This window comes from Neobacillus rhizosphaerae (genome assembly GCF_937468385.1).
Classification (GTDB): Bacteria; Bacillota; Bacilli; order Bacillales; family Cytobacillaceae; genus Neobacillus; species Neobacillus rhizosphaerae.
Map to the genome: position 1 here is coordinate 231,064 of NZ_CALBWS010000001.1, position 23,894 is coordinate 254,957.

Here is a 23,894-nt window from a genome sequence, read left to right on the forward strand (position 1 = left end):
CTCCTTTAGCTATATTCCTAACAGGAAGTCATTTTGATAATATAATTTAACGCTAGTAATCAATCATATCTGTTCTGGCCCTAAACGAGTTAGGACCAGAAACTTTTACTTAATATTTTCACTTAAAGCAAGTAACGCCTTTTCATAAGCTTCAACCGGAGGATGGGTAATACCCGCTCCAATCATTCCAATTCCCGCTTCCTTATGGGCTATTGCCGTATTGATGATTGGCAAAATTCCTGTTTGAACGACCTTGCGAACATCAATTCCAGTTGGAATACCCATGAAATTAAGCAATGGAATGGTAACGTTTGGATTTTCTGATGTTGTAATTTCTTTCATATTTGTAGAATAGCCGATTGCGTCTTCGATTGTCCCACCTACAAGGGCGACAATTGCCGGAGCTGTAGCCATCGCAAATCCACCGATACCATACGTTTCTGTAATTGCACTATCCCCGATATCTAGTCCTGAGTCTTCGGGTTTGTAACCGGCAAACATTGGACCAATTACTTTTTGTGCTGGCCCCGTAAACCATGTGTTACCAGCCATTCCACTTACACGGATACCAAATTCAGTACCATTGCGTGCCATTGTTGTGACGATGGTACTGTTTTCAATACCGTGTGCTGCATCAAGAGCACATTTGGCAAGTGCCATCCATGTTGGACCAGAGAAATAATCACTGCTTGCTACAAACTCAAAAACATCGATCTTTTGGTCCATAGAGAAATCTGTTTTTAAAATATTAGGCGTTAATGCTTGGATTAATAGTGTTGTCCCCGCAACGTTACGATTATGACACTCATCACCCATATGAAGGGCTTGGGCGAGCATTAACCGCAGGTCAATACCATCTGGATTTAACTTCATCGCTTCACTTAAGATAGGACCAAACACATCACGCATCCAAATTAATCGATCAATTACACTTTGATCATTTGCGCCCATTCGAAGGATTTTTGATAATTGCTCACTTAGGTTTGTATAGGCAAGGTTTCCATAGGTTTTGTTTTCCACAATGTGCATATACATCGAAGCGGATGTTACTCCAGCCATGGAGCCGACACAGTTGTGCTCATGACAAGGGGAGAAGGTAATTTCACCGGACGCGGCAAGATGTGCGGCTTCCTCTAAATCCTTTGCTAGTCCTTCAAATACGATTGCTCCAGTTACAGCACCTCTCATAGGACCATTCATCTTATCCCATGTAATTGGTGGGCCTGCATGTAGAATTGTCGTTTTCGTCATACCTGGTACACAGTCAATTGCTTTTTCAAAACCAATTAATACTGGTTGTGAATTAATAATTCTTTCGACAGCCAACTTATTTGCAGCTTCAATTTTTTCAATAATTGCTGGATCATCAAGCAAATCCAGAGCTGCAATTAGGTCAGGGTTTCCTCTGCCAGGTGGTGTCCATTCTAGATGAGTTACTTCTGTATTTTGCATCAATAAATCATCTTTAAAGGATTCAATACCCACGTTAATTACATTAAGTTTTTGATTAAAAAGCTCGTTAATTTTACTCATGGCTTATTCTCCCTTCACAACAAATTCTCTAGCCAAAAGACCTGCATTCTGGTTGCTGCTAGCACGTGTTACACCTGCAGCGAGGAGTTTCTCTACTTGTTCTTCAAGGTTTTGCGGATCTAATTCTGTTCCAAGAACATAGCCGATAATTTCTAGGTGTCTTCCCTCTTGTTCTGCCAATTGCTTTACTTCCATGATCGCTGGGAGCATTGCTCCGACAGGATCCTCGTGGGCACCATAGCCTAATACAAAATCCATGACGATTACACCAACGGATGGATCCTTCGCTTCTTGAATAAACCTTGAAATTCTAGTAGATGGATCAATCATTGGATGTGGTTTACCTTGTGTGAACTCATCATCACCAAAATCAATAAATGTATGGTCTTGGCTGATATTTTTATCTTTCAAACGATAATTAGGATCTCTTTGAATATTACTATAGACATTATCGAACTTCTCCATCGCGGTATGCATCGCTTCATCACAAAGAGTTCCTCCACTGAAGAGTCCGCGAATATATTTTTGTTCTGGTGTTAACTTTGCACGAACCTCTTCAATTAGTGGAATATTTAAGGCACGTTTGTTTAGCTTGTTTTCTTCAGCACCAGCCAATAGGACCGCTTTAAGCGCAGCTTCTTTTGACATTTTTGCAAAATGACCGCCTGCTTGTTTGACTTTCTCTTCATTTCCACCAACAAACCATACAACAACTGGCTTTTTACATTGTTTTATTTGCGCTAGTACTTTCTCTTCGACACTTGGTGCCGGTGGCTTGGAAATAAGGACAATGACTTTAGTTGCTTCATCCTCTTCAAGTGCCTTTATACCATCAAGCATCATGATTCCGCCAATTTCCTCTCTAAGATCTCTACCACCGGTTCCAATCATCTGTGTGATTCCGCAACCGAATTCATGTATCCGGACACTAACTTCTTGACTGCCAGTTCCTGATGCACCAACAATACCGATGCTGCCTTTTCTTACAGCATTGGCAAAGCATAAAGCCACATTGCCAATAATTGCTGTTCCGCAATCTGGACCCATCATTAGTAAACCTTTTTCATGTGCCAATTTCTTTAATTCGATTTCGTCTTCAATGCTGACATTGTCGCTAAATAACATGACATGGAGATTATTTTCCAGAGCTTTTCTAGCTTCTCTAGGTGCATAAGCTCCGTTTACCGCAATCACTGCTAAATTTGCTTCTGGAATTCCTTGGGCTGCTGAAGCAATGGTTGAATATTTGATTTCGCTTTTACCCTTGGATGTATCCTTTTTTGTAAATAATTCATCGATACTCATGAATGCGCTTTCACAAAGATCATCCGTCTCAGCTTTTACAACAATAATCAAATCACTTGATTTTGCCACTTCCACTTCTGGTGTCATCAAACCAACGTTTTTCATTACTTCTTTATTCATTTCAGTACCCATTGCGATAATCGCTTGTTCAACGCCATCAATCTGGTTTGCTTTTGTTGACAGAGACATTAAAGAAACAGAATCGAAATAGGTGTTTGGCTTTACAATAGCTTGTACAGTCATAATTGACCTCCTACTCTAAGATTGGCTTCCAACCCACAGATCAGTCCTAAGGCAATATCTGTTCCAGATGAAGAGCCGATGTTTAATACTTTATTTAAAGAGAGATATAAGTCAGATTCTTTTCCATAAAGTATGGAATGAACTAAATGAATAATTGACTCTCTCACTTTACCAATAGATGCTTTTTTTAACGCCATATAGCTTATTTCATTCGTTAAGGGTTTTGCTCTCTGCACCACTTCTTCACAAAATGATTGTTGCGAATAGAGAGGACTATTCCTCAAATTAATGGTCGTAAATAATCCAACTAAAAAGTCATCCCCCGATGGAGTTAGCCCGGGGCCAAGACCTATTAACGAAACTGCATGCTGCAATGCATGGGCTAATCGATTGTTTAACAATTCCTTTTCTAGTAAAATAGTTCGTTCTTCTAGCAATCTAGACAATTCCGTTTCATAAGGACTTTGGGAAGATAATTTTTTTTTCATTCCTCCAGCTTTACCGTGGTTATCGATGTATTCCTTCATTTTTTTTATATTTCGAATTACGTTCTGAGTATTAGATGGGTATTCCGGTAATATACTTTCCCACTTATCAGCCTTATCAATAACGATGGCAAGTTTATTTGAAATGAATAGCATTTTATTTTTTACAAATACTGCCTCATTTACATCGATATTGAATTCATCGAGACTAGCAGCATTAATCACCAGTGAGTTAGGCCCATTATCAACTTGGCTACTTGCGATTGTAAATAATTCGCCATTTTCCTTACATTGAATATTAATTGTCCTTCTAAATGTGCTATGAACAAAACCGGTTAGGCTCGAAATATTAATCCTCTCAATAAATCCTAGATCACCAGACATTGCATTTCTCAGCTTTGACTCCTCATTGACCTGGAACGTCTGTTCATGCAGCTCCTTTCAGATTTATGTTTTTGTAAGGCATAATGATATTCAAACGGCTTTGATTCTTTTTTGTGGAAAGAATCATATCGATAACGTTTAATATAATTAACAAGATATGCTCTTACATGGATTATTTTAGATGGATTACAAAAAAACATCATCGTTTATTAAAACCAAAAAGCTTCGATTTCATTTGTGCATGTTGTACAATGCATTGTGATGAAATTATGACAAAGGAGTGAGTGTGATTGATGAAGGTTAAAGAACTTTTTGATATTAAAGCCATTGATGGGCTAAAGATTGTTGCCGGAGAAAAGGGAATTAATAATGAAATATCGATTGTAAATATTATTGAAAATCCCGATGCCTTTGACTGGCTATCACCAAATGAACTTCTTTTATCGACAGGTTATATTTTTAAGGATAACGAAGATTTGCAAAATAGAATCATCAAGGAGCTTTCAGAAATTAACTGTGCTGGACTTGTGGTGAAAATGAAACGATACTATGATAAACTCCCGCAGAATATGATTGCCCAAGCGAATAAATATCATTTTCCACTAATTGAGTTGCCTTTTGAATATACTTTGTCTAAGGTTATTTCAATTATTAATGAGAAGGCTTCAGGAAGATACGATCTATTGAATAGAAAAACCCTAGACATGCATAATTTATTTTTTAGAATTACGCTTGAAGGAGGTGGCATCGAAAGAATTTCATCGATGTTATCTGGAACAATAAATAATCCGATTATTTTTGTAGATAAGGATTGGAAGTTATTGCATTACACAGAGCACATGGACAATAAAATTCCGCTCGAGTACTGCCTTGAATTAAAAACTAGACCTGTATTCAATCATGAGTTCATTAATTCCATCCCGCAAAATATAAGTGAGATGAAAAAGTCTATAAAAAGAATTTATTATTTGGAAGGTATGGAAATTAAATGCCGCATCTTACCCATCGCTGTTGCAAATGATCTTTATGGATATATAGTTGTTTGGCAAACAGTACGGGAACTGACAGAGTTTGACTATATTATCCTAGAACAAGCTTCAACGATCATGGCACTTGAGAGGATAAAGGCAAGGGAAATTGAAGAAGTAAAGTTAAAAATTAGGCAAGATTTTTTTGATGATTTACTAACTGGAAAAATAACATCTAGTGAAACAATCCAAACACTTAGTGAATTGCATGGCTTAAATTCAAAATATAAGTATTATTGTATGGTAATTAATTTTGAAGCGGAAGAGCTTGAATATTATGAGGATATAGTGGCTAGGAAGGTTCAATTGGAGAATATATCTAGGAAATGTGTCGATTTAGTTTATAATCATACGAATTTAGCAAATGGAGAGGTTACCTGCTTCCATCGAAGCAATCGAATCATCATTATGATTGGTCAAAGTGAAAATAAGCCGTCTTTAACAATAAGTGAGATAAAACAATATGCAAATAAAATTTACGATATTCTGGTAAAACAAATAAAAAACACTACCTATTTAATTGGAATTGGCAGGCAGTACGAAACCATTAATTCCCTTCACAAGAGTTTTTCTGAGGCAAATGAATCGATCCGACTCATGCAAAAGTTTAATGATCGCGGTGGAGTATCTCATTTTGAGGATCATTCCATTTATCACTTTTTGGATAGTAATATTAAGGACATGGAATTAGAAGACTTTTTCATGAAACGTCTTGGAAAAATTTATGAGCATGATCAATTACATGGGACGGGTTATATCATTACGTTAGAGAACTATTTTCTAAACAACCTTAATATTAGTGAAACAGCAAAGGCAATGTTTTTACATAGAAATACACTCATTTACAGGATCGAGAAGATCAAGGAGATCTTAAACAGCGATTTAAAAAACTCTGAGGAATTGTTACAAATACAATTAGCCTTAAAAATTTTTAGATTATTAAATAAAAATCTTCGAATAAAGTAAAACTTCAATCAGCGGGGTTTTTCTCATCCCCCACTGATTGTTAGTTTTAATGAGCCGCCTACTAGCGGCCCTTTTCCTATTGAGATATTCTTTTTTTAAAAGTTGCGTTTAATCTCTATCCAAGAGAGCCGCACCGGCAATACCTGGTTTAGTCATTTCATAAATATTCAAAATAAGATCTAACTCATCCTCACTTAGTACATCATACTTCAAGCATAATTCACGAACGGACTTTCCAGTTAAAGTTGCCTCTCTTGCAATGCGTGCCGCCACTTCATAGCCTAAATGAGGATTGACGGCAGTAATAATGCCAACACTTTTTTCTACATATTCTTTTAGTCGATCTTCATTTGCTTCAATACCAGAAAGACAGTAATCAGTAAAAGAACGGAATCCATTGTTCATAATGCTAATGGACTGCAGCAAGTTAAAAACTAACACGGGCTCCATGACGTTTAATTCCAATTGTCCTGCTTCAGAAGCAAGGCAAATGGTATGATCGTTCCCAATTACCTGGAAGGCAATTTGATTAATAAGTTCCGGCATGACTGGGTTTACTTTCCCCGGCATAATGGACGAACCAGGCTGACGAGCCGGAAGAGTAATCTCAGCAAGCCCAGCACGAGGGCCCGATGCCATCAACCGTAGGTCATTTGCTATTTTCGACATGTTCATCATACAAACTTTTAAAGCAGCGGAAACCTCGGTATAAGCATCGGTGTTTTGAGTTGCATCCACAAGATGTTCAGCATTCACCAATGGAAGCCTACTAATTTCCGCCAAGTGTTTAACGACATCTTTAATATATTTGGGATCCGCATTTAATCCGGTTCCAACCGCAGTTGCGCCCATATTTACTTCGAATAAATGACCTTTAGAATGCTGAATTCTCATCATATCCCGTTCAACAACACGGCTATATGCCTCAAATTCTTGGCCAAGGCGAATCGGGACAGCATCCTGCAGATGGGTACGCCCCATTTTAATGACATTCTCAAACTGCTTTGCCTTCCCTTTAAAAACCTTATGCATTGATTCCATGGTCTCAAGCAATTTTTCAAGGAGCCTAAGTGTGGCAATATGTATCGCTGTAGGAAATACATCATTTGTCGATTGTGACATATTCACATGACTATTAGGACTTAAATGCATATATGCTCCTTTGTCATGTCCAAGCAATTCAAGGGCACGATTAGCAATGACTTCATTTGCATTCATATTCATTGATGTCCCTGCCCCGCCTTGGATGGGATCAACGATGAATTGATCATGCCACTTACCTTCGATAATTTCATCTGCTGCTTGACTCACAACATTTCCAAGACCGCTATACAAACTCTTCGTATTCATATTGGCGATAGCAGCGGCTTTTTTAACCATTGCCAGTGCTTTAATTAACTCTTCATGAATGCGATAACCTGTAATCGGGAAATTTTCAACTGCCCTTAAGGTTTGTATTCCATAATAGGCTTCAGCTGGAATCTCTTTTTTACCTAAAAAATCTTGTTCAACTCTTTTTGCTTCCATTACCATCTGTCTCCCATCCTTAGTAGCAAAGATTATTTCAATCTTCTATTAATAATGATTTTCTTCCCCACAAAAATAATAACAGCTTATTTATATCCTGTCTCCCATTTACACTGTTATTTCATTAAAAATAAAAAATTATTCCAAACCAGTGATGACCATTTTGATAAATAGAAATTATTTTCAATAAACCCAGGATTTACACTTAATCAAATATAAAAAAGTAATGCAAACTAGGATAAAAACATAGGTGTCAGACACCGTCAATTGTCTTTTCTTCCCATTGAGTAAATGATATGATATTGTCCGAGATTACTATTGTACAAGGATGGATAAAATGAAAAAGCTCATTAATTTAGTTCTCATTTCTACTTTTTTACTTTCTGGTTGTAGTTTATTGGAAGCAAACGCCAAGACGAACAAGGACGTAACGACAATCAAACATGTAGTAGTCGCTAAGGAACCTGATCAAGGTGAATCGCCGGAAGTTAACGATAACACTATATTCGATCCCAAAGGAACCATTTCATTTAGCCCACTCACTTATCAATCCACGAAGATAACCATTACTACCATCGATAGAACGGAAAATGTGTCAGCAATAAATTACCATATATGGCGCACAGCTGATGGACAAGAAAGTATGAAGATTTTCATGTCAAATCAAAAAGAAAATAATTATTCATTTATGTTCGATACGAAGGAGTTTTTGGACAAGTGTGGAGAATTTCAGGTGGAGGCATATGGAAAACTTGAAGATGGCAGAGAAGAACTGCTGGCTAAATCTGCTGTAACATTCCAACAGCATGTACCAATCCTTATGTATCATGCCATTGATGAATATAAAGGTGAGGGCTTAAAGGACCTATTTGTTACGCCTGCCAATTTCGAGGTACAAATGAGGTATTTAAAGGATAAGGGTTATACACTTCTTACATTTGAACGTTGGGATGAAGTGAATAAAGTGAATAAACCTATACTTGTCACTTTCGATGATGGTATGAAAAACAACCTAAATGCATTTCGAATTCTTCAGGAATTGAAAGATGAACGGTTTCAACCAGCTGCAACAGAATATGTCATTGCTGGCTATATTGACAGTGGTTCCTACCGGCTGTCAACTGAGGATATAAAAGAAATGGTCAATTCCGGGATTTTTTCTATACAATCCCATACAATGTCGCATGCAGATTTGCCCAAAATAACGAATTATGAAGAAGAACTAAATGCTTCAAAGGAAAAAATTGAGCAAATTACCGGTAAGCCAGTTATTGCCATTGCCTATCCTTTTGGTCATTTCAATGACAAGGTCGTCGAGGAAACGAAAAAATACTATAAATTTGCAACCACCACCAAGCCAGGGCAGTTTATCGAAAAAGGCGAGTCAGATGAATTGCTACTTATGCACCGTGTGCGGATATCTAACTCCACTACAATTAATCAATTTGCTGCATTAGTCGAGTCAAGATAAGAACTATAGGATAACTTCATAATAGAAATAAAAGGTGTCGCAATAAAATCGTTAAAACGATTAATTGTGACACCTTTTTTCGAAAACTAGATTTTCACTCTTTTATTGCTATAAAACGCAAGTCCCAAAGCTGTTAAATTACATTATACAACAACAATAAAATAATAAAAAAAGACTGTATAGATTAACTGCACAATATAAAGCCATATTATTAATGGCGGAATTAGACTAAATGAGAAAATAAGGTCAAATGAAGGTTTGATTGAATTTTTTCAAAAGTTGTCCAAATACTTTCCGTTCTTCATCGGGCCAATCCTTAAGCATTTCTTTTATTTTTACCAATCGTGCCTGTTTAAACTCGTTTAATTCCATTGTTCCAAGTTCAGTTATTTGTAAGGTGTAGGCCCTTCCATCCAGCGGATCGGGAATTCTGTACAAATAACCCTTTTGCTCCAAAGCAGCTGCTTGCCTACTGATGGTGGAAACATCCAACTTGAATTCCCCTGCTAAAACTTTTACACCCGCAGCACCTTTAGAGGCAATGCGACGTAGTAAAAGATAAGCAGCGCGATCAAGATTACCAATTTTTCGATTTGATGAAATCGAGGTTGAGCGGCGAATGAGAATGGATAATTCGAGTTCAATCATTTCCAGAGACTCTTCAAACATGTCTTAACTACCTCACAGTAATATCTATTTTCTAGTGCCTATGATATCACAATTACCAACTTTTACAAACACTTGAAATGATAAGCCTATTGACTAAGAAAAAAATAGTTGTATAATACAATCATATACTTTCATTATACAACCATTTTTATTAAAACACAAAAGGAGACGAATGATGCAAGCACATGAGATTATGATAAGCCACGTTCACAAAGTAATGGAGAGTGATAACGTAAGATCCGTTATTGAAAAATTTATTGAATATCGAATCAGCGGTCTTCCCGTAGTTAACGACAGAAACGAAATTGTTGCTTTTGTAAGTGATGGAGATATCATGCGCTATATTGGCAAGCATGAAGATCGAATCGTAGATAGTTTCTACTATACCTTCGTCATTAAAGGGGATCAGGAAGAGTTTGAGGAACGAGAACAGCGTTTGTTGAATTTAAATGTTATGGAGATTGCTAAAAAGAAGATCTTCAAAATTTCCTGGGATGAAGAAATAGAGAACATTGCGGCTATTTTAGGAAAAAAACAAATCAAAAAAGTTCCGGTTGAACGGTATGGTGTATTGGTTGGAATCATTAGCCGTGGTGATGTAATTAGGAATTCCTTTAAAGCGTTATTGTAAAAACCAGTTTTTAAAGGGACACGGAACTAAAGGAGAAATAAAACAAAAGGGGAAATGGGAATGCCATCAACATCTAACTCTGTTACGTCCACGCTGCAAAATTCGGGTGGATTGACTGAAAGGGCTAGCCTTTTTAGTCAATCCAAGGCAGTGTGGGCCGTTTTTTTTGCAAGTATTATCGCTTTTATGGGAATCGGTCTTGTAGATCCAATTCTGCCTGCAATCGCCAAAAATCTAAATGCCTCTCATAGTGAAGTAACATTGCTTTTCACTAGCTATAATGCCGTTATGGCTGTTGCTATGCTTGTTACCAGTGCGATTTCTTCAAGGCTCGGAGTTAAATGGACATTGCTCACTGGTATCATCATTATCGCAATCTTTTCAGCTTTAGGAGGATTATCAAATGGTATCTGGACACTTGTGGGACTGCGAGGTGGCTGGGGTTTAGGTAATGCATTGTTTGTTGCTACAGCTTTAGCTGCAATTGTGTCTCTTTCTAACAGTGGAATCGGGAAAGCAATCATTTTATATGAAGCAGCTGTCGGACTTGGAATATCTGTTGGCCCACTACTTGGTGGCTGGTTAGGAGCTATGTCTTGGAGAGGCCCTTTTCTTGGTGTGGCAACATTGATGGTTATTGCATTTATTGGACTCCTTTTTTTAATGCCAAAATCCAATATTCAAAGCACTCTCCAACCAAAAATCTCTTTATTGGATCCGTTTCGCGCTTTAAAGCACCGGTCCCTATTGGTTTTAGGTATATCGGCTGCACTTTATAACTTTGGGTTCTTTACCTTACTGGCTTATGCACCTTTCGTTATGGGTTTAGATGAGCATGGATTAGGCTTTGTATTCCTTGGCTGGGGATTATTGCTAGCAATCACCTCTGTCTTTATGGCTCCCAAACTCCAGCAACGGTTTGGAACCGTAAAATCAATGTGTTCCATGTTAATCTTGTTTGCTTTGCTTCTACTTGCAATGGGAATCTGGACATCAACGCAATGGGTAATCATCGCTGCCGTTATTTTGGCCGGTGCCTTATTGGGAAATAATAATACCCTAATTACCACAGCCGTGATGAATGCCACCACGGTTGAACGATCAACGGCATCTGCCGCCTACAGCTTTCTGCGTTTTATTGGTGGTGCAATTGCACCATTTATGGCCGGAAAGCTCGCAGAAATTTTCAACCCCTCTGTTCCTTTCATTGTTGGAGCGGGTTTTGTTCTAGTATCAGTGCTATTTATTTGGTTCAATTACGAGCATATCAATCATGTTGATGAAGCGGAGTCAGCTCATTAAGTTTACCTTAAGGGATTTGTCAGAAGGCAGATCCTTTTGTTTTTTTAACTTAGGAGTCGATGCGAATGCTCAATGAATATCTCTTTTCTTAAAACGGCCTCCCCGGACTTCAGTAATATCGGCAATAGCCAAAAATGCGGATGGATCGATTTCCTCGACGATGGTTGTCAATTTCGATTCTTCAAGTCTTGTAATAATACTGAATATCACCTTTTTATTGTCTCCGGTATAGGCACCTTCACCTTGAAGATAGGTAACACCTCTGCCTAACCTGGCGTTTACAGCGTCTCCTATTTCCTCTGCCTCGTCACTGATAATCCAAACAGATTTTGAATCTTCTAATCCTGCGACTACCACATCAATCGCTTTAGCTGCAATCACATAGGCCAATAATGAATACATTGCCCTGTCCCAGCTAAATACAAATCCGGCAGCACCTAATATAAAAATGTTCATAAACATAATGATTTGGCCAACAGAAAAAGGAACTTTTTTATTTATTACTAAAGCAAGTATTTCTGTCCCATCTAAAGCTCCACCATTGCGAATAACGATCCCTACACCTATTCCGAGAATCATACCTCCAAATAAGGTGGCAAGAAGAATATCATCTGTAAATGGAGGAATGGGATGAAAAAATGAGGTGAAAACAGATAAGACAATGATTCCATAAACAGTCGATATGGCAAACGTTTTTCCCAACTGTTTAAAGCCCAAATAGACAAATGGTAAATTTAATATAAATAGGAAAATCCCCAGCTTCAGTCCAGTTAAATGGGAGAGCATAATGGATATTCCTGTTATCCCACCATCAATTACATGGTTTGGAACTAAAAATATTTCTAGCCCAGTGGCCATTAGAATTGCACCAATGGTTATGGCGATCGCCCGAATAATGACCTTTCCAAGGGGGAGTTTTCTATGTTGGGTTCTTTCTTTTTTGAGTTCAGTCAAATAATCACGCCTTTATATAAGATTGTATTTATTATTTCTAAGTTTTCTTCTTTTATGGAAGTTATACAAGATTTTCTTTTAACTAATTATATCAAAATTTCACTATATGAACTAGAGTTCATGTTCACTTTTTATGCTCCGAACGAACTGTTCTTCTTACTGTTCGCTTCAAAACTATTATTTTCTCCTAACTAGTAAAATTTTGAACTATTTTATTGTCATTTATTTTTTAGCAGCAAGTAGTTCCTATTAGTCTTTTTTGTAGCGGAACCAATATAAAAGACGTGACACCTTTTGACTCAAACCTATCCATATCCAACTATAAAGTAAAGTCAATATCAAAATGAAAAAAGCTGTCCCGATATTAAATGTAGGTGGGACGGTGGGACCCAAAATAGGAAATCGAAGGACATATAATAAGAATAGAATACCCATCGTTAAGGCAAGGCCACCAAATAAGGTGATTAACATCCAATTTCTCCACCATTGAAAAGCAGTCCCTAAGCTTACACCTAATAATCCGGTTGTAAAAGGAAATATCAGCAGCTCACTAGGTTGCAAAATGGATAAAAGCAAAATAGTTAAGAAATAGGACATTACCCCAATTCTAAGCGACATCCTAGTTGAAAGAAGAATCGGTAAGGTAGCAAAGATGCTAAGCGCATAACCAAAACCGACTAAAACTCCTGCCGACTGCAGAATGGCTGCAATCGCGGCAAAAATGGATCCCAGCACTAATTTGGTTGTATTTGAATATTTTTTGGTCATCGATTGGTTTTTTAGGCAGTAATGACTATTATCTCCACGCCCTTTCATTATAAACACCCCCTGATTAAGGTAATGCTCATGAAAAATAAAATATGCAGATTTTTTTTTATTTAAACAAAGGATATTTGAATAGTTGTTCATGGATAGTTTTTCAGATAGAGTTGATTATTTTCACAGAAAAAGGATTCCTATATGCTCAAGGAATCCTTCCATTCTTGCTATGCATTTTTTCAACTAGTTATTTCCCCACCAATAACCCCAAAAACAAACAATTATATTTGATGCATACATGGATGTCCCATAAGCCCAAAACTGAATGGCTTTGTTTTCATCCTTTAGCTGAAGTAATTCATAATTAAATGTTGAAAAAGTGGTAAAGGCTCCGAGGAAACCAATGGTTATGAAAATCATTTGATTCTCTGAAAAAAAGTTTGCCCCATAAATGAATCCTATGGCAAAAGACCCCAACACATTTATGATATATGTGCCAGTTGGAATGGACAAGATCGTCCATTTAGAGAATAAAGTACTAAGAAAATATCGAAAAATGGCACCAATAAACCCTCCTGCTCCGATTATCAGAAGTTCTTTAACCATATTAGAGACTACTCTTCTCTATTTTCATGGCAATGGATTGTCCTAATTGGACAGAACAAAAACCACCTATTATCGTAATTGAGATATATATAGCGCTTGTTCTAAGGCCCCATTCCATAAAAAGATCTAGCGCCTTCATACTGAATGAGGAAAAAGTAGTGAATGAACCTAAGAATCCTGTAGAAAATGCAATCTTAAATAATGAGGAGAATCGTTTCGAATTTAAGGATAAAAATAATCCAATGGTAAAACACCCCAGTAGATTAACTATTAATATCCCTGAGGAAAGAGGAAGAAAGGTTCGAGAAAACAATTGATCAAAAAGAAAACGCAAAATCGAACCAAGCACTCCCCCGCATCCAACTGCGAAATATACCATTTTCATCACTTCTTTTTAAACTAATATATTCTCGACATTCAAAGAAATGCTTAATGGTAGTAAAAAAATGTTTTCGAATCATAGGTTAATCATTGTCACTATTAAACCACTCTTCTTCCCATTCATCCTCTTCAAATTCGCTGCACCATTTATAATTTCTTTTCTGAAAAGTAAGCACATAATTTTTCAACATTTTGTACCGAATTAGTTTTTGATCTTGAGTTAATGCCCCGGACCAGGCGTACGTTTCTATCAAGTCAATATAATCCATGTAAATACGATGATAAATTTGATCTAGCCGTTTTTTTTGCGCTACAGTAAATGGAATATCCTTTGTACAAGTTAAATCCGAATCAATGTTTCCGTTATGCATTTTTAAAGGATCTGATTCCTCATCAATATCATTTTTTTCCACCTGTTTTTCTCGAGGATTAGATTTTTTATTTTCATCTATCCTTTCCTCTTCATTATTCTTTTCTAAATAATGAGTTTCTGCAAAAGAAGGTAATTCCATTGTCAAATAGCTGATTAAAAAAAATAGGATTAGCACATATTTTTTTACCATCTAATTTCTCCTTCCTATAATCGTTAATGGCGTTCCACGCCACCATCTATTTATGGAACTACAATTCTTTCAAAGACCCAGCAACTTAATAAAGGTGGTGTGAGCAAAGCACGCATTAACCATTCAAAGTAAAAAATGTATATTTTACGCATAGGTTGGATATCCTAATCCGTTTTTGCAGAGCTCCACCCCTTTTCCATATAGGTAAAGTTGCATATCAACAACGACATGCAACTTTAATGTATTTCCTTAATCGTCTAAGTGGTCATCGTCCCCATCATGGTCATCATCGTCCCCATCACGACCATCGTCGTCCCCACCATGGTGAGAACCTTCTTTTTCGACTTCTAAAACTTGGCCAGACTTTGCATCAATTTCTACTTCGTAAATGGTCCCAGAGCTTTTTATTTTCACTTCATAGTGTTCTCTACCATCGTCCATTTCTAATTTGATACCCAAGACTTTACCTTTGACCTTTTTCAATGCAATTACTTCTGCATCTTTTTCTGAGATGCGATTTTTTGCTGCTTCTAATAACTGAACAGCGTTTGCATGACCTACCTGATAATTAGCACCATAGCTGATAGGTATTAAAAAGGCAAATAACAAAATTATCTTTTTCAATCTCTCACACTCCTTCATTTTTTATTATCTTGCGCAGGAGATAATAACTTATTCATTTCAATTATTTTTTATAGGGAAAGACAATTTGTCCAAAAAAAGCTGACAAACTGGGATAATGCCGTTCCCATTCTTTTATACTTAGCAAATAATACAGTAACTTAATGATTAGTGAGGGTGAGAGTGCATTGGGATAAAAGGATTGTTCGGTTTTATGAACCAATATTTCCAAAAGATTTTTAAAAATGGCCAGCCATGGAGATTTAAAAAGTCCCATTCAAAGGAAGATAGATATATAACTTGGGGACTTGGGATTGATAGGCCATTTTATTTTAGTTCAAAATTTGCAATCAAAAATAAATCAATTACTATAACTGGAACACAAATCACGCACGATCATTCATGGCCAATTGAGTATTCAATTGTTAAAAAGAGCAAACTTGGGACTTCTATTAAATACTGTGATAGCGTTATTTTTTATGGAAATTATTCAAAGGGAGAATTCATTCACACTTTTAATATCCCAAGCGGTACAGATTATCAGTTAGAGGTTTTTAATCATTTCAAATATCATTCAACTGGGAAGATTCAGATTACTCAAGATAGAAATCAATCTCCTTCCTAGTCATGTATCATAAATTGCCCTATTTAACGATAATAATTAAATTGCCCATGTCTGTAGGACAACTTCCGCATACCTTAAAAAGAGAATCACAAATAAAGGAGGAATTATCGCAATGTTTAGTTTAACAGGTGATGAAATTAGCCATTTTCTGTTAGCTATGGGATGTTTATTAGCAATGGCCCATTTATTAGGGTTCCTTGCGGAGCGTATATTCATTCCACGCGTAATAGGGGAAGTTGCGGCAGGCTTAGTGCTCGGTCCAACAATATTAGGACATTTTTTCCCAGATGCATTTAGGTGGATGTTTTTGGGGTTTCCTTATGAAGGGAAGTTATTTGGGCTCCTTTACCAATTAGGTTTACTATTGCTGATGTTTTGTTCAGGACTAAAATTCCAGACACGGTTTAATAAAGAGGATGCCAAAATCACCACCGCTTTAGTAATTGGTTCAACCATACCTGCTTTTATCGTTGGCTGGTTTGCCGCAGATATTTTCAACATCACACCATATCTAGGAACGGCTAACAATCCATTGGCCATCAAAATTGTTATTGCGATATCAATTGCCATTACCTCTATACCTGTCATATCCAAAATTTTCAATGACCTTGGAATTATGCATACTCGCTTTTCGAAAATTGTTATTGCCTGTGCTGGAATCCATGATATCCTCCTTTGGGTAGCTTTAGGATTTGCCACGGCCATTGCCAGCCAGGGAGCTGTCTTTACTGCTGGTACCGCAGTAAAGAGTGTAGGTATATCCTTTGCTTTTATTATTGGTACTTTTACGTTGGGCTACCTTCTCTTCAAACGCTTGACAATTATTAAACAGAACCTATTGTTTAGGTCGTCCAACCTAGGATACTTTTTATTTATCATGTTCATGCTTGCCTCACTTGCAGGCAACCTTCACGTGGAAGCGATATTTGGTGCATTGCTTGCGGGGATTGTCGCAAAAATGGCCTTACCTAAAATGGTTTCTGAACGACTAGAGCAAAATGTTTCGAATATTTCCTTTTCCTGGTTTATCCCAATCTATTTTGCAACTGTGGGCTTACAATTAGACCTCGTAAAACACTTTAATCCCCTTTTCTTCCTTTCTTATTTCTTATTTGCCACACTAACTCAGACCATAGCCGTTTATATCACTTCTCGTTTCATCAAGCAAGACCCATTTACAAGCTTTAACTTAGGGGTAGCCATAAATGACCGTGGAGGTCCCGGTATTGTGCTTTCTTCAGTAGCCTATTCCACGGGAATTATTAACCAAGAGTTATTCGCTATCCTTGTTATGCTCGCACTTGTTACCTCTTGGATTCCTGGAACCTGGCTCCGGATTGTTGTAAGCAAAGGATGGCGGCTAATGCCTGGGGATGAGGATTTGGTTCCACAGCAGAGAAATGACGACAAAATCAAATCAATCAATCATCATAGATGAAGCTGGTGGAATCACGGCTTCTTTTTCTTTTAATGAAAAAATAAATAAGGATTGCTTTATGCAATCCCCATTCGGTTGACATTTACATCTTAGTGAAAACCGTAACCACCGATAAAACTTGCACCGATGATTATAAGCAGGATGAATAAAACTACAACTAAGGCAAAGCCGCCGCCGCCACCGTAGCCTGCTGCACCATCCATTTAATCCACCTCCTAGTTGTTTCTGAATATCTTATGTAAAAGAATCATCTTGGTGTGGGTGACACGTTAGTTTTTTGGATTTGAAAAAATACGAAAAAGGCTGCACATAAAAAATCCCCACAGGCAGCCTTCAAATTATTCATTATTTATTATTAATTGAAACCTTTTTAGAAGCTCCATTATTCTTTTTTGAACGGTAAGTATCATCTGTATTCACTCTAATATCTATGGTATTAATAGGACTTTCATTGCTTTTGGGTTGTGAATTGCTGTTTGAAAAGCTTGTTGTACCTGATCCAGTGGGAACGTATGCGAAATCAAGTAATCCGTTCTTATTAATTTCTTTTCTAAATATTCAATTCCTTTTGGAAGGACAGAACCTAATATTCCTATAAGTCGTATATCTTTATATACTAGTAAACTCGAATCTATTTGGGATGTTTTTTCTGGAATTGCTACTACTCCTACTGTCCCTTTACTCTTTACAAATTGTAAGGCCTGATGCAGGGTGTGTGGAGTACCAGCAGCATCAATGACGATATCAGCGTTGCCTCCCTTGCCAAGAATCAAAATCTTGCTTTCCGATGATCTGTCTAATGGTTGGAAGAGCAATCAACATATAAGATACCGAGCCAATAATCTGGAATAAAAATAAAGTAGGGTCAATGAACTGCATTTTATTTTTTTCATTTAATCGTTCTAACGGCTTCTTCATCATTTCGATTACTTCGGATAAGTACATAGGTCGTTCTCCGCTCATTCGTTCCGAATTCTCCATTATCTCTCTAATAAGTATTTGATTATATTCAGGGTTCCCGTGTGTCCAGTCAATTAATCGTTCAACCATGATTTCTACTTGTTTTTCATCGTTTCCGAGATCTTCTGTTATGTCTTCTGTAATGGTTTGAATACTTTTAGCAATACGCTTCAGCACTTCCTTGTATAAGGCTTCTTTAGAGGGAAAGTAATAAAGAATAGTTGAGTTTGCAACCCCGACAGCACTACCAATTTCTCTAACAGAAGTCCCTGAGAGTCCTTTTTTTGCAAATAATTCTTCAGCCACCATCAACAAACGCTCTTTAGTTGAATCTGTTTGATCTGTTGCTTTTTGAACCTTGCTATCATGTTTTGACATAGTCCTCTCGCTTTCTTTTTTCTAAATAATAACATACATAACGCGTAAAATGATTCTTCTTAAAATTTTATCTTCAAAAGCACACAGAAAAATACTCTGGAACCTATCCAGAGTATTCGATTATGACCATATATATGAATTTCTTAATACTTTCATATGAACCTCACCTTCTAAACGCTCACGCTTTTTGAAAGGTGTATCCCTTATCTTAAATACGGTCTAAACCTAGCTATAAGACAACATGGCAACACTATTTAGTAAAGCACCCAGATAGTAACCTTATTTTTTATTTAGTTTTGTAGAAATAAGGTCGGCAAAATTCTTCATAAGTATCTGTCAAAAAATCAAGAAATTCATTCATTTTTCCAACGGGTAACGGTTTCTGCTACGAAAGCTTCAAATGATTTGGGCTCACGAAGCAGCAATTCCTTCTGGAGTATGAAGTCTTGGTCTGTTCCCAGACAACCAAAACTTTGGAAAGATTTATACATGACACAAAAATCTTGAGCAAGCCATTGTGGCATCATTGTGATAGCCAATTGATACCATGCATCCAGATCATCTCCAATATACCGAACAGGAGTGCCAGTATGACGACTATAGGTTTCAGCGATTCCATCCCCTGTTAATACTTCGGATCCATAGATAGGATATTCCTTTTCTTCATAGCCGTTAAGAAGGAGTGCGTTTGCAGCTGCATATGCGATATCGACTACATCAATTCGATTCAATCCAACTGAACCAAGCGGTTGAGGATATATCCCATCCTTAAGTATGGCATCACGAAATACGTAATCATTTTGGAAGAAATTATTCGGTCGTAAAATCGTATAATCCATGCCAGATCTCTTAATCTCCTCTTCGATTCCGATTTTACTTTTTATATGAGGAATGTGTAACATACTTTCATTCATTGGAGCAGATAAATATACGATTTTGGGAACACCCGCTTTTCTAGCAGCCTTAACAGCTGTAACTCCTTGGATCGTTTCCGTCTGAGACATACCTGTTAAGAGAAATACTGCATCCAATTGATCAAAATTCCCCTCTAGGCTTTCAGGTACCTCCAAATCACCTTTGATCCATTCTGAATTCATATACTTATGCTGATTTTTACTTGGATTTCGTGTAAGAATACGGACGGATGCTTTACGACTTAATAGTTCTAAAACAACCTGACTGCCTACAGTACCTGTACCTCCGATAACAAGAATATTCATACCTAATCACTTAGCTCCTTCAGGTTTGATTTCATCTAGTGCTGTTTGCAGCTGAACCCAGCTTTTTTGGTCTAACCGAGACTCCGCTAAACTTAACATCCCTGCATACGCTTCTTTAGGTGCGAATCTTTTCATATCACCAAACATCTCTACTCGCTCCAGATGGCTGATTGTTGGAATCATATAGTGCATAAAAATCGCCATCGTTTGTGGTGGAATAGAGGAACGGATATTAATTGATATCACTTTTAATTCGTCATCCGTCAGATTCTCCCATAATACCTTCATGCCAGGTCCTTCTTCACTTTGAAGGTGGTTAAGGTAATCAGCTGTAAAACGGTTCAAATCTTTACCAATTTGGTACCAGATCTTCTGATGTTCGATTGGATTTTTTTTATTTAATTCTAACTGATTCACAAGTTCAATAAGGTGCTCAAATCCTTGTTCCAATGCACCGTGTTCGTCTTCCAATTGAGCCAATATCTCAGGAGCAAATTTTTCATATGATTCATTAATATTCGCATCCTCATCTCTCGAATGGGCTTCAAGAATAATTGCTACCTGCCTAAATTCCTCGACAAATGATTTCACTCTTTCGTCATCAGAACTATCAACCGAACCTGCCTGATAGCATAAACCACTTAATGCCAAGCGAATCCCCTTGTGGACTGGAGCATACAGATCAAAACGATTAAACATGTTCAACTCTCCTTTGGTTTTGTCTAATTTAAGAAGCTTTCGTTCACATCTAAATATTGTCCTTGCTAAGCCAAGCGAAATTCAAAGGAATCTGCAATTAATGATGAGAGTTTTCTCCACCTAACCCGATCTGTTCTTGTTCTTCCGGAGTGATGAAGTAATGGTGGATGTCGTAATGCGGCATTGTATAACCTTCATGACCAGTTGGGACAAATTCGATGTTCGTATGGTCGATTGCTGGTGATGGGAGCCCCTTCATGCCTGCAAAATTGACAAAACTCTTTCCTTCTACAAAATATTTTTGTGAGATCATTTGTTCAATGAAAACCAACTTTCCTTCATAAACCCCGTAAATTGTTTTATAAACCGGATCGTCATTTTCCATAATTAAGATATCCTCTTGCGGATTCGTCCAATGTTCTCCCATTTGCGGAATCACTGGTGTAATCTTAACGGTTCCTTCTGGCAGAACTAAAAAATATATCGAGCCATTTTTATCCTTTGTCATCTGTGTAGCATCTATTACTTCCGCTAAATCCTTCACCTCAGCAACGATTCCATTTTCGTGATTTTTAACAGGAATCGTTTCATTTTTAAAAATTAAGTTTTTGCCTTGCTTATCGAGTTCATAGGACTCTTTTAACACGTGAAAAAAAGCATCAACGTCCACCCAAGTTTTTACTTTCTCTGCATATGAGATAGAAGAATAGACCCCTACGCCATTGATTTCAACTTTTGGGGCCTCCTGCTTGGCATAGGTAGCGGAAAATGTGAATAGTAATACAAAAATCAAAAAAATACCGACTAGGAACCTGTTCGCGATTTTACCCCCTTTAGTCCTGTTACTATTAATCACACTCTGATTTTGCATCTTACTTCACTCCTTTTTCTTGGTATGGTTTCATTATAGAGACGATAAAGGAAATCAGTAATTATACAAAGGTATATTCAAGCGTATATTTAGGTATCAAAATGGTATACAAAACAAAAACACTGAAAACCTTTTGTTTTCAGTGTCAATAATGGATTAATTAGCTCATTAATTTTTTGACCAGTTCTGTTTTACCTTTTACTTCAAGTTTCTCATAAATACGACTAAGATTCTTTTTTACAGTGATTTCTGATAAGTAAATCTTCTGGGCTATTTCTAGATTGGATGAACAAGTTCTTGTTAAAAGAGCTATTTCGCGTTCACGGGGAGTTAGTCCTGATAAAATAGCATCAAGAGATGAAGTTTCATTATTATCTTCCGTTGACTGATAAAGATTCTCTACAAACTTCTTCATCTCTTTATCCTCTCTAAAATCGAGCACAAATACCGGTGCAGGAAATTGAAGACCAAAACCAAAATGGGTAGTTCCAGGTATTTCAACATAACCTACCCCTTTGACTGCTTCCTGGTTATATTTCATCGGAGCAGTGTACACCATAATTCCGCCTTTCAAATAGTAGGAAAGATATGTTTGAAAGAACATGAATCGGGCTGCTGAACTGCCATCCTTTGAAAAATCGATCATATATTGAAACCACCCTGCCGGTGACTCTGGTGGTACATTCAACTTATCCCTCTCCTGTTTAGAAAGGGTGCGGAAATAAGACTGGGTAATCGGGTTTTGTTGCAGAAATTGAAGAGAACCTCTATGAATAGGAATGTATACAAAAATACCCACCGCTTCGTGCTTTTCATTTTTAAGTAACCTGACTACTTCACTTCCCAGTCGAATTACTTCCGAAAGCTTAACCGAAGTAAACCATTTTTCATTTACAGCTTTCGGAATATTATATATATGTCTTTCATTTGTTACTGGATCGTACATCTCTTGGATATAATCTTGATGATTTGAAAGGATATCCTTAAAATATTGTTCTGCTTCATGTAAATTTTCCTGGTTAACCGTTTCAATATAATAGGTTTGATCAATCGCATCATCATAAAACATGGCCCGAAAACCAGGATCCCCTACAATATAAATAAAATCTAATAGAAAAAGATTTCTCTCTTCTATAGAATGATGTCGAGAGGAAAAAAGACCGTAGTGGTATTTAACGCTTCGATGCCAGAGCTGATTATAAATATGAGGCTTTTTAAGTCTGAAATCCTGATAGAGAGCTTTTCGGAGAACCTGATGTAAATACCACCCACGCTCACTTTTTCGAACAAAGGAGAGATGGATGAGATTTTCAAACTCCTCGTTGCTTATCTCTTTTCCAAGTATATTCTCGAGGATTTCATGGTTAAATACACGGACCATTGTTACAGCTTCCAACAACTCCATTAATGTGGAATCAGGGATTTCACGCAGCCACTGTCCAGCAATTTCTTTAAAGGTTTCACTCCACATTAGAAATTCAGGTTCTTGTTCCCCCTTCAATCCTTCCAATTCATTCAAGCCCATGAAAAGAGATAACGTAAGAGGATGCCCCTTGGTAATAAAATATGACTTTCTTACAAAGCTATCATTATAGTCCCCAAATATAGATGTATACTGCTTGCATGTTTCATAGTCAAATGGTGACAATGGCATAAATTTAATGAATCTTCTCCAAGCCGGTGACAACACCCAGCCCCCTTTTAAGGGAAAGCGGCCAGATAAAACAATCATAATATCAATGGATAATTCAACTAAAAAGGAATGTCGTAACCAATCATCAAGCTCGTTCATCTCTTCATAGGTATCTATAACAAAAACTAAACGACCAGTTTGAGCTCGATTATTAAGTTGTCTCGTCGCTTCCTCTAATAACTTGCCCTCACTCCATTCCTCTAGGACTTCTGTATTCAACATAGCGAGCAATCGTAAGGCAAATCCTTGCGGAGTCTTGGTAAAATCTAAGCAATCCAAGAGAAAAAAAGGAATTCCTTCTTGGTCACAAATTCGCCGAAACTGGTCGAGCAAAGAGCTTTTACCAATTCCTCCTGTACCACTGATATTTAGGATACGTTCATTATTTTCTTTGTTGCATACGAAATTACGGAAGATGATCAATTCCATTTTTCGCCCGACAAAAAAACTTTCTTCTAATCTTCGAATCTCTTCACCAAAGCTACTCATCATAACCTCCAGCAAGTAATGAATTGATAATATATACTTCAAGTATACTTAAGGACCTACCCATATCCTATTTTTTCCTATATAGTGATATCA

General features: G+C 37.1%; 24 protein-coding genes. 6 read left to right on the forward strand and 18 right to left on the reverse strand.

Features of this window, described 5'->3' with window-relative positions:
- Positions 1 to 105 precede the first annotated feature (105 nt).
- The 3 genes from M5A78_RS01120 to M5A78_RS01130 are packed head-to-tail and all read right to left on the reverse strand — an operon-like array spanning position 106 to position 3,950.
- Complete coding sequence (locus tag M5A78_RS01120) at positions 106 to 1,533, reverse strand: YlbE family protein (RefSeq protein ID WP_248733443.1); 1,428 nt, start codon at positions 1,531 to 1,533, stop codon at positions 106 to 108.
- A 3-nt stretch (positions 1,534 to 1,536) separates the two neighbouring features.
- Positions 1,537 to 3,081, reverse strand: coding sequence for an acyl-CoA synthetase FdrA (gene fdrA, locus M5A78_RS01125; RefSeq protein WP_248733444.1), 1,545 nt, complete (start codon positions 3,079 to 3,081; stop codon positions 1,537 to 1,539).
- Entirely contained in the window at positions 3,078 to 3,950 is an 873-nt protein-coding gene (locus M5A78_RS01130; protein WP_248733445.1) for a DUF2877 domain-containing protein, read from the reverse strand. The genes fdrA and M5A78_RS01130 overlap by 4 nt, the downstream gene beginning before the upstream one ends.
- A 293-nt stretch (positions 3,951 to 4,243) precedes the next feature.
- On the opposite strand from M5A78_RS01130, the gene M5A78_RS01135 reads away from it, so the two are divergent.
- Positions 4,244 to 5,944, forward strand: coding sequence for a PucR family transcriptional regulator (locus M5A78_RS01135; protein WP_406603658.1), 1,701 nt, complete (start codon positions 4,244 to 4,246; stop codon positions 5,942 to 5,944).
- Between the two features lie 108 nt (positions 5,945 to 6,052).
- On the opposite strand, the gene aspA is transcribed toward M5A78_RS01135, so the two are convergent.
- Complete coding sequence (aspA, locus tag M5A78_RS01140; RefSeq protein WP_248733447.1) at positions 6,053 to 7,471, reverse strand: aspartate ammonia-lyase; 1,419 nt, start codon at positions 7,469 to 7,471, stop codon at positions 6,053 to 6,055.
- 337 nt (positions 7,472 to 7,808) lie between these two features.
- On the opposite strand from aspA, the gene M5A78_RS01145 reads away from it, so the two are divergent.
- Positions 7,809 to 8,942, forward strand: a complete 1,134-nt coding sequence (locus M5A78_RS01145; RefSeq protein WP_248733448.1) for a polysaccharide deacetylase family protein — start codon at positions 7,809 to 7,811, stop codon at positions 8,940 to 8,942.
- A gap of 246 nt (positions 8,943 to 9,188) precedes the next feature.
- Here M5A78_RS01145 and M5A78_RS01150 read toward each other — a convergent pair whose 3' ends face one another.
- The gene (locus tag M5A78_RS01150; RefSeq protein WP_248733449.1) at positions 9,189 to 9,611 is read right to left on the reverse strand and encodes a MarR family winged helix-turn-helix transcriptional regulator; all 423 of its coding nucleotides are present in this window, start codon (positions 9,609 to 9,611) and stop codon (positions 9,189 to 9,191) included.
- Positions 9,612 to 9,786: 175 nt separating this feature from the next.
- Between M5A78_RS01150 and M5A78_RS01155 the strand changes: the two genes are divergently transcribed.
- Both M5A78_RS01155 and M5A78_RS01160 read left to right on the forward strand, forming a co-directional pair.
- Positions 9,787 to 10,242, forward strand: coding sequence for a CBS domain-containing protein (locus tag M5A78_RS01155; RefSeq protein ID WP_248733735.1), 456 nt, complete (start codon positions 9,787 to 9,789; stop codon positions 10,240 to 10,242).
- A gap of 60 nt (positions 10,243 to 10,302) precedes the next feature.
- A complete protein-coding gene (locus M5A78_RS01160) occupies positions 10,303 to 11,544 on the forward strand; it encodes an MFS transporter (protein ID WP_248733450.1) in 1,242 nt (413 codons plus the stop codon).
- 69 nt (positions 11,545 to 11,613) lie between these two features.
- Here the strand turns inward: M5A78_RS01160 and M5A78_RS01165 are convergent, their stop codons facing one another.
- The 6 genes from M5A78_RS01165 to M5A78_RS01190 form a co-directional block, all read right to left on the reverse strand.
- Complete coding sequence (locus M5A78_RS01165; RefSeq protein ID WP_248733451.1) at positions 11,614 to 12,498, reverse strand: YitT family protein; 885 nt, start codon at positions 12,496 to 12,498, stop codon at positions 11,614 to 11,616.
- Positions 12,499 to 12,747: 249 nt separating this feature from the next.
- Entirely contained in the window at positions 12,748 to 13,314 is a 567-nt protein-coding gene (locus tag M5A78_RS01170; RefSeq protein WP_248733452.1) for a hypothetical protein, read from the reverse strand.
- Between the two features lie 186 nt (positions 13,315 to 13,500).
- On the reverse strand, positions 13,501 to 13,863 hold the full coding sequence (gene crcB, locus M5A78_RS01175; RefSeq protein ID WP_248733453.1) for a fluoride efflux transporter CrcB: 363 nt from the start codon (positions 13,861 to 13,863) through the stop codon (positions 13,501 to 13,503).
- Between the two features lies 1 nt (position 13,864).
- The gene (locus M5A78_RS24850; protein ID WP_406603653.1) at positions 13,865 to 14,248 is read right to left on the reverse strand and encodes a fluoride efflux transporter FluC; all 384 of its coding nucleotides are present in this window, start codon (positions 14,246 to 14,248) and stop codon (positions 13,865 to 13,867) included.
- A 79-nt stretch (positions 14,249 to 14,327) separates the two neighbouring features.
- Positions 14,328 to 14,807 carry a DUF2680 domain-containing protein gene (locus tag M5A78_RS01185; RefSeq protein WP_248733455.1) on the reverse strand — a complete coding sequence of 160 codons (480 nt, stop codon included), beginning with the start codon at positions 14,805 to 14,807 and terminating at the stop codon, positions 14,328 to 14,330.
- Positions 14,808 to 15,056: 249 nt separating this feature from the next.
- Entirely contained in the window at positions 15,057 to 15,431 is a 375-nt protein-coding gene (locus M5A78_RS01190) for a PepSY domain-containing protein (protein WP_248733456.1), read from the reverse strand.
- A gap of 211 nt (positions 15,432 to 15,642) precedes the next feature.
- On the opposite strand from M5A78_RS01190, the gene M5A78_RS01195 reads away from it, so the two are divergent.
- Together M5A78_RS01195 and M5A78_RS01200 are read left to right on the forward strand one after the other, a co-directional pair.
- Positions 15,643 to 16,053: a hypothetical protein gene (locus tag M5A78_RS01195; RefSeq protein WP_248733457.1), complete on the forward strand. Its 411-nt coding sequence runs from the start codon at positions 15,643 to 15,645 to the stop codon at positions 16,051 to 16,053.
- 112 nt (positions 16,054 to 16,165) lie between these two features.
- Complete coding sequence (locus tag M5A78_RS01200) at positions 16,166 to 17,491, forward strand: cation:proton antiporter (protein ID WP_248733458.1); 1,326 nt, start codon at positions 16,166 to 16,168, stop codon at positions 17,489 to 17,491.
- 89 nt (positions 17,492 to 17,580) lie between these two features.
- Here the strand turns inward: M5A78_RS01200 and M5A78_RS01205 are convergent, their stop codons facing one another.
- The 7 genes from M5A78_RS01205 to M5A78_RS01235 all read right to left on the reverse strand — a co-directional run bounded on the left by M5A78_RS01205 (position 17,581) and on the right by M5A78_RS01235 (position 23,804).
- A complete protein-coding gene (locus M5A78_RS01205; RefSeq protein WP_248733459.1) occupies positions 17,581 to 17,694 on the reverse strand; it encodes a YjcZ family sporulation protein in 114 nt (37 codons plus the stop codon).
- A gap of 225 nt (positions 17,695 to 17,919) precedes the next feature.
- Positions 17,920 to 18,264, reverse strand: a complete 345-nt coding sequence (locus M5A78_RS01210) for a zinc-binding dehydrogenase (RefSeq protein WP_248733460.1) — start codon at positions 18,262 to 18,264, stop codon at positions 17,920 to 17,922.
- On the reverse strand, positions 18,236 to 18,829 hold the full coding sequence (locus M5A78_RS01215) for a TetR/AcrR family transcriptional regulator (protein ID WP_248733461.1): 594 nt from the start codon (positions 18,827 to 18,829) through the stop codon (positions 18,236 to 18,238). The genes M5A78_RS01210 and M5A78_RS01215 overlap by 29 nt, the downstream gene beginning before the upstream one ends.
- Before the next feature lie 353 nt (positions 18,830 to 19,182).
- Entirely contained in the window at positions 19,183 to 20,049 is an 867-nt protein-coding gene (locus M5A78_RS01220; protein WP_248733462.1) for an SDR family oxidoreductase, read from the reverse strand.
- Between the two features lie 6 nt (positions 20,050 to 20,055).
- On the reverse strand, positions 20,056 to 20,748 hold the full coding sequence (locus M5A78_RS01225) for a hemerythrin domain-containing protein (protein WP_248733463.1): 693 nt from the start codon (positions 20,746 to 20,748) through the stop codon (positions 20,056 to 20,058).
- Positions 20,749 to 20,845: 97 nt separating this feature from the next.
- Complete coding sequence (locus M5A78_RS01230) at positions 20,846 to 21,619, reverse strand: hypothetical protein (protein WP_248733464.1); 774 nt, start codon at positions 21,617 to 21,619, stop codon at positions 20,846 to 20,848.
- Positions 21,620 to 21,779: 160 nt separating this feature from the next.
- Positions 21,780 to 23,804, reverse strand: a complete 2,025-nt coding sequence (locus M5A78_RS01235; protein ID WP_248733465.1) for a LuxR family transcriptional regulator — start codon at positions 23,802 to 23,804, stop codon at positions 21,780 to 21,782.
- Positions 23,805 to 23,894: the final 90 nt, after the last annotated feature.

What these genes read in the sequence shown, in the direction of transcription:
- M5A78_RS01195 (WP_248733457.1), top strand. Translation starts at nt 15,643, where the DNA reads ATGAACCAATATTTCCAAAAGATTTTTAAAAATGGCCAGCCATGGAGA.
- M5A78_RS01185 (WP_248733455.1), bottom strand. Translation starts at nt 14,807, where the DNA reads ATGGTAAAAAAATATGTGCTAATCCTATTTTTTTTAATCAGCTATTTG.
- M5A78_RS01145 (WP_248733448.1), top strand. Translation starts at nt 7,809, where the DNA reads ATGAAAAAGCTCATTAATTTAGTTCTCATTTCTACTTTTTTACTTTCT.
- aspA (WP_248733447.1), bottom strand. Translation starts at nt 7,471, where the DNA reads ATGGAAGCAAAAAGAGTTGAACAAGATTTTTTAGGTAAAAAAGAGATT.
- M5A78_RS24850 (WP_406603653.1), bottom strand. Translation starts at nt 14,248, where the DNA reads ATGAAAATGGTATATTTCGCAGTTGGATGCGGGGGAGTGCTTGGTTCG.
- fdrA (WP_248733444.1), bottom strand. Translation starts at nt 3,081, where the DNA reads ATGACTGTACAAGCTATTGTAAAGCCAAACACCTATTTCGATTCTGTT.
- M5A78_RS01205 (WP_248733459.1), bottom strand. Translation starts at nt 17,694, where the DNA reads ATGGATGGTGCAGCAGGCTACGGTGGCGGCGGCGGCTTTGCCTTAGTT.
- M5A78_RS01120 (WP_248733443.1), bottom strand. Translation starts at nt 1,533, where the DNA reads ATGAGTAAAATTAACGAGCTTTTTAATCAAAAACTTAATGTAATTAAC.
- M5A78_RS01200 (WP_248733458.1), top strand. Translation starts at nt 16,166, where the DNA reads ATGTTTAGTTTAACAGGTGATGAAATTAGCCATTTTCTGTTAGCTATG.
- M5A78_RS01220 (WP_248733462.1), bottom strand. Translation starts at nt 20,049, where the DNA reads ATGAATATTCTTGTTATCGGAGGTACAGGTACTGTAGGCAGTCAGGTT.
- M5A78_RS01215 (WP_248733461.1), bottom strand. Translation starts at nt 18,829, where the DNA reads ATGTCAAAACATGATAGCAAGGTTCAAAAAGCAACAGATCAAACAGAT.
- M5A78_RS01170 (WP_248733452.1), bottom strand. Translation starts at nt 13,314, where the DNA reads ATGAAAGGGCGTGGAGATAATAGTCATTACTGCCTAAAAAACCAATCG.
- M5A78_RS01130 (WP_248733445.1), bottom strand. Translation starts at nt 3,950, where the DNA reads ATGTCTGGTGATCTAGGATTTATTGAGAGGATTAATATTTCGAGCCTA.
- M5A78_RS01135 (WP_406603658.1), top strand. Translation starts at nt 4,244, where the DNA reads ATGAAGGTTAAAGAACTTTTTGATATTAAAGCCATTGATGGGCTAAAG.
- crcB (WP_248733453.1), bottom strand. Translation starts at nt 13,863, where the DNA reads ATGGTTAAAGAACTTCTGATAATCGGAGCAGGAGGGTTTATTGGTGCC.
- M5A78_RS01160 (WP_248733450.1), top strand. Translation starts at nt 10,303, where the DNA reads ATGCCATCAACATCTAACTCTGTTACGTCCACGCTGCAAAATTCGGGT.
- M5A78_RS01230 (WP_248733464.1), bottom strand. Translation starts at nt 21,619, where the DNA reads ATGCAAAATCAGAGTGTGATTAATAGTAACAGGACTAAAGGGGGTAAA.
- M5A78_RS01225 (WP_248733463.1), bottom strand. Translation starts at nt 20,748, where the DNA reads ATGTTTAATCGTTTTGATCTGTATGCTCCAGTCCACAAGGGGATTCGC.
- M5A78_RS01235 (WP_248733465.1), bottom strand. Translation starts at nt 23,804, where the DNA reads ATGATGAGTAGCTTTGGTGAAGAGATTCGAAGATTAGAAGAAAGTTTT.
- M5A78_RS01150 (WP_248733449.1), bottom strand. Translation starts at nt 9,611, where the DNA reads ATGTTTGAAGAGTCTCTGGAAATGATTGAACTCGAATTATCCATTCTC.
- M5A78_RS01155 (WP_248733735.1), top strand. Translation starts at nt 9,787, where the DNA reads ATGCAAGCACATGAGATTATGATAAGCCACGTTCACAAAGTAATGGAG.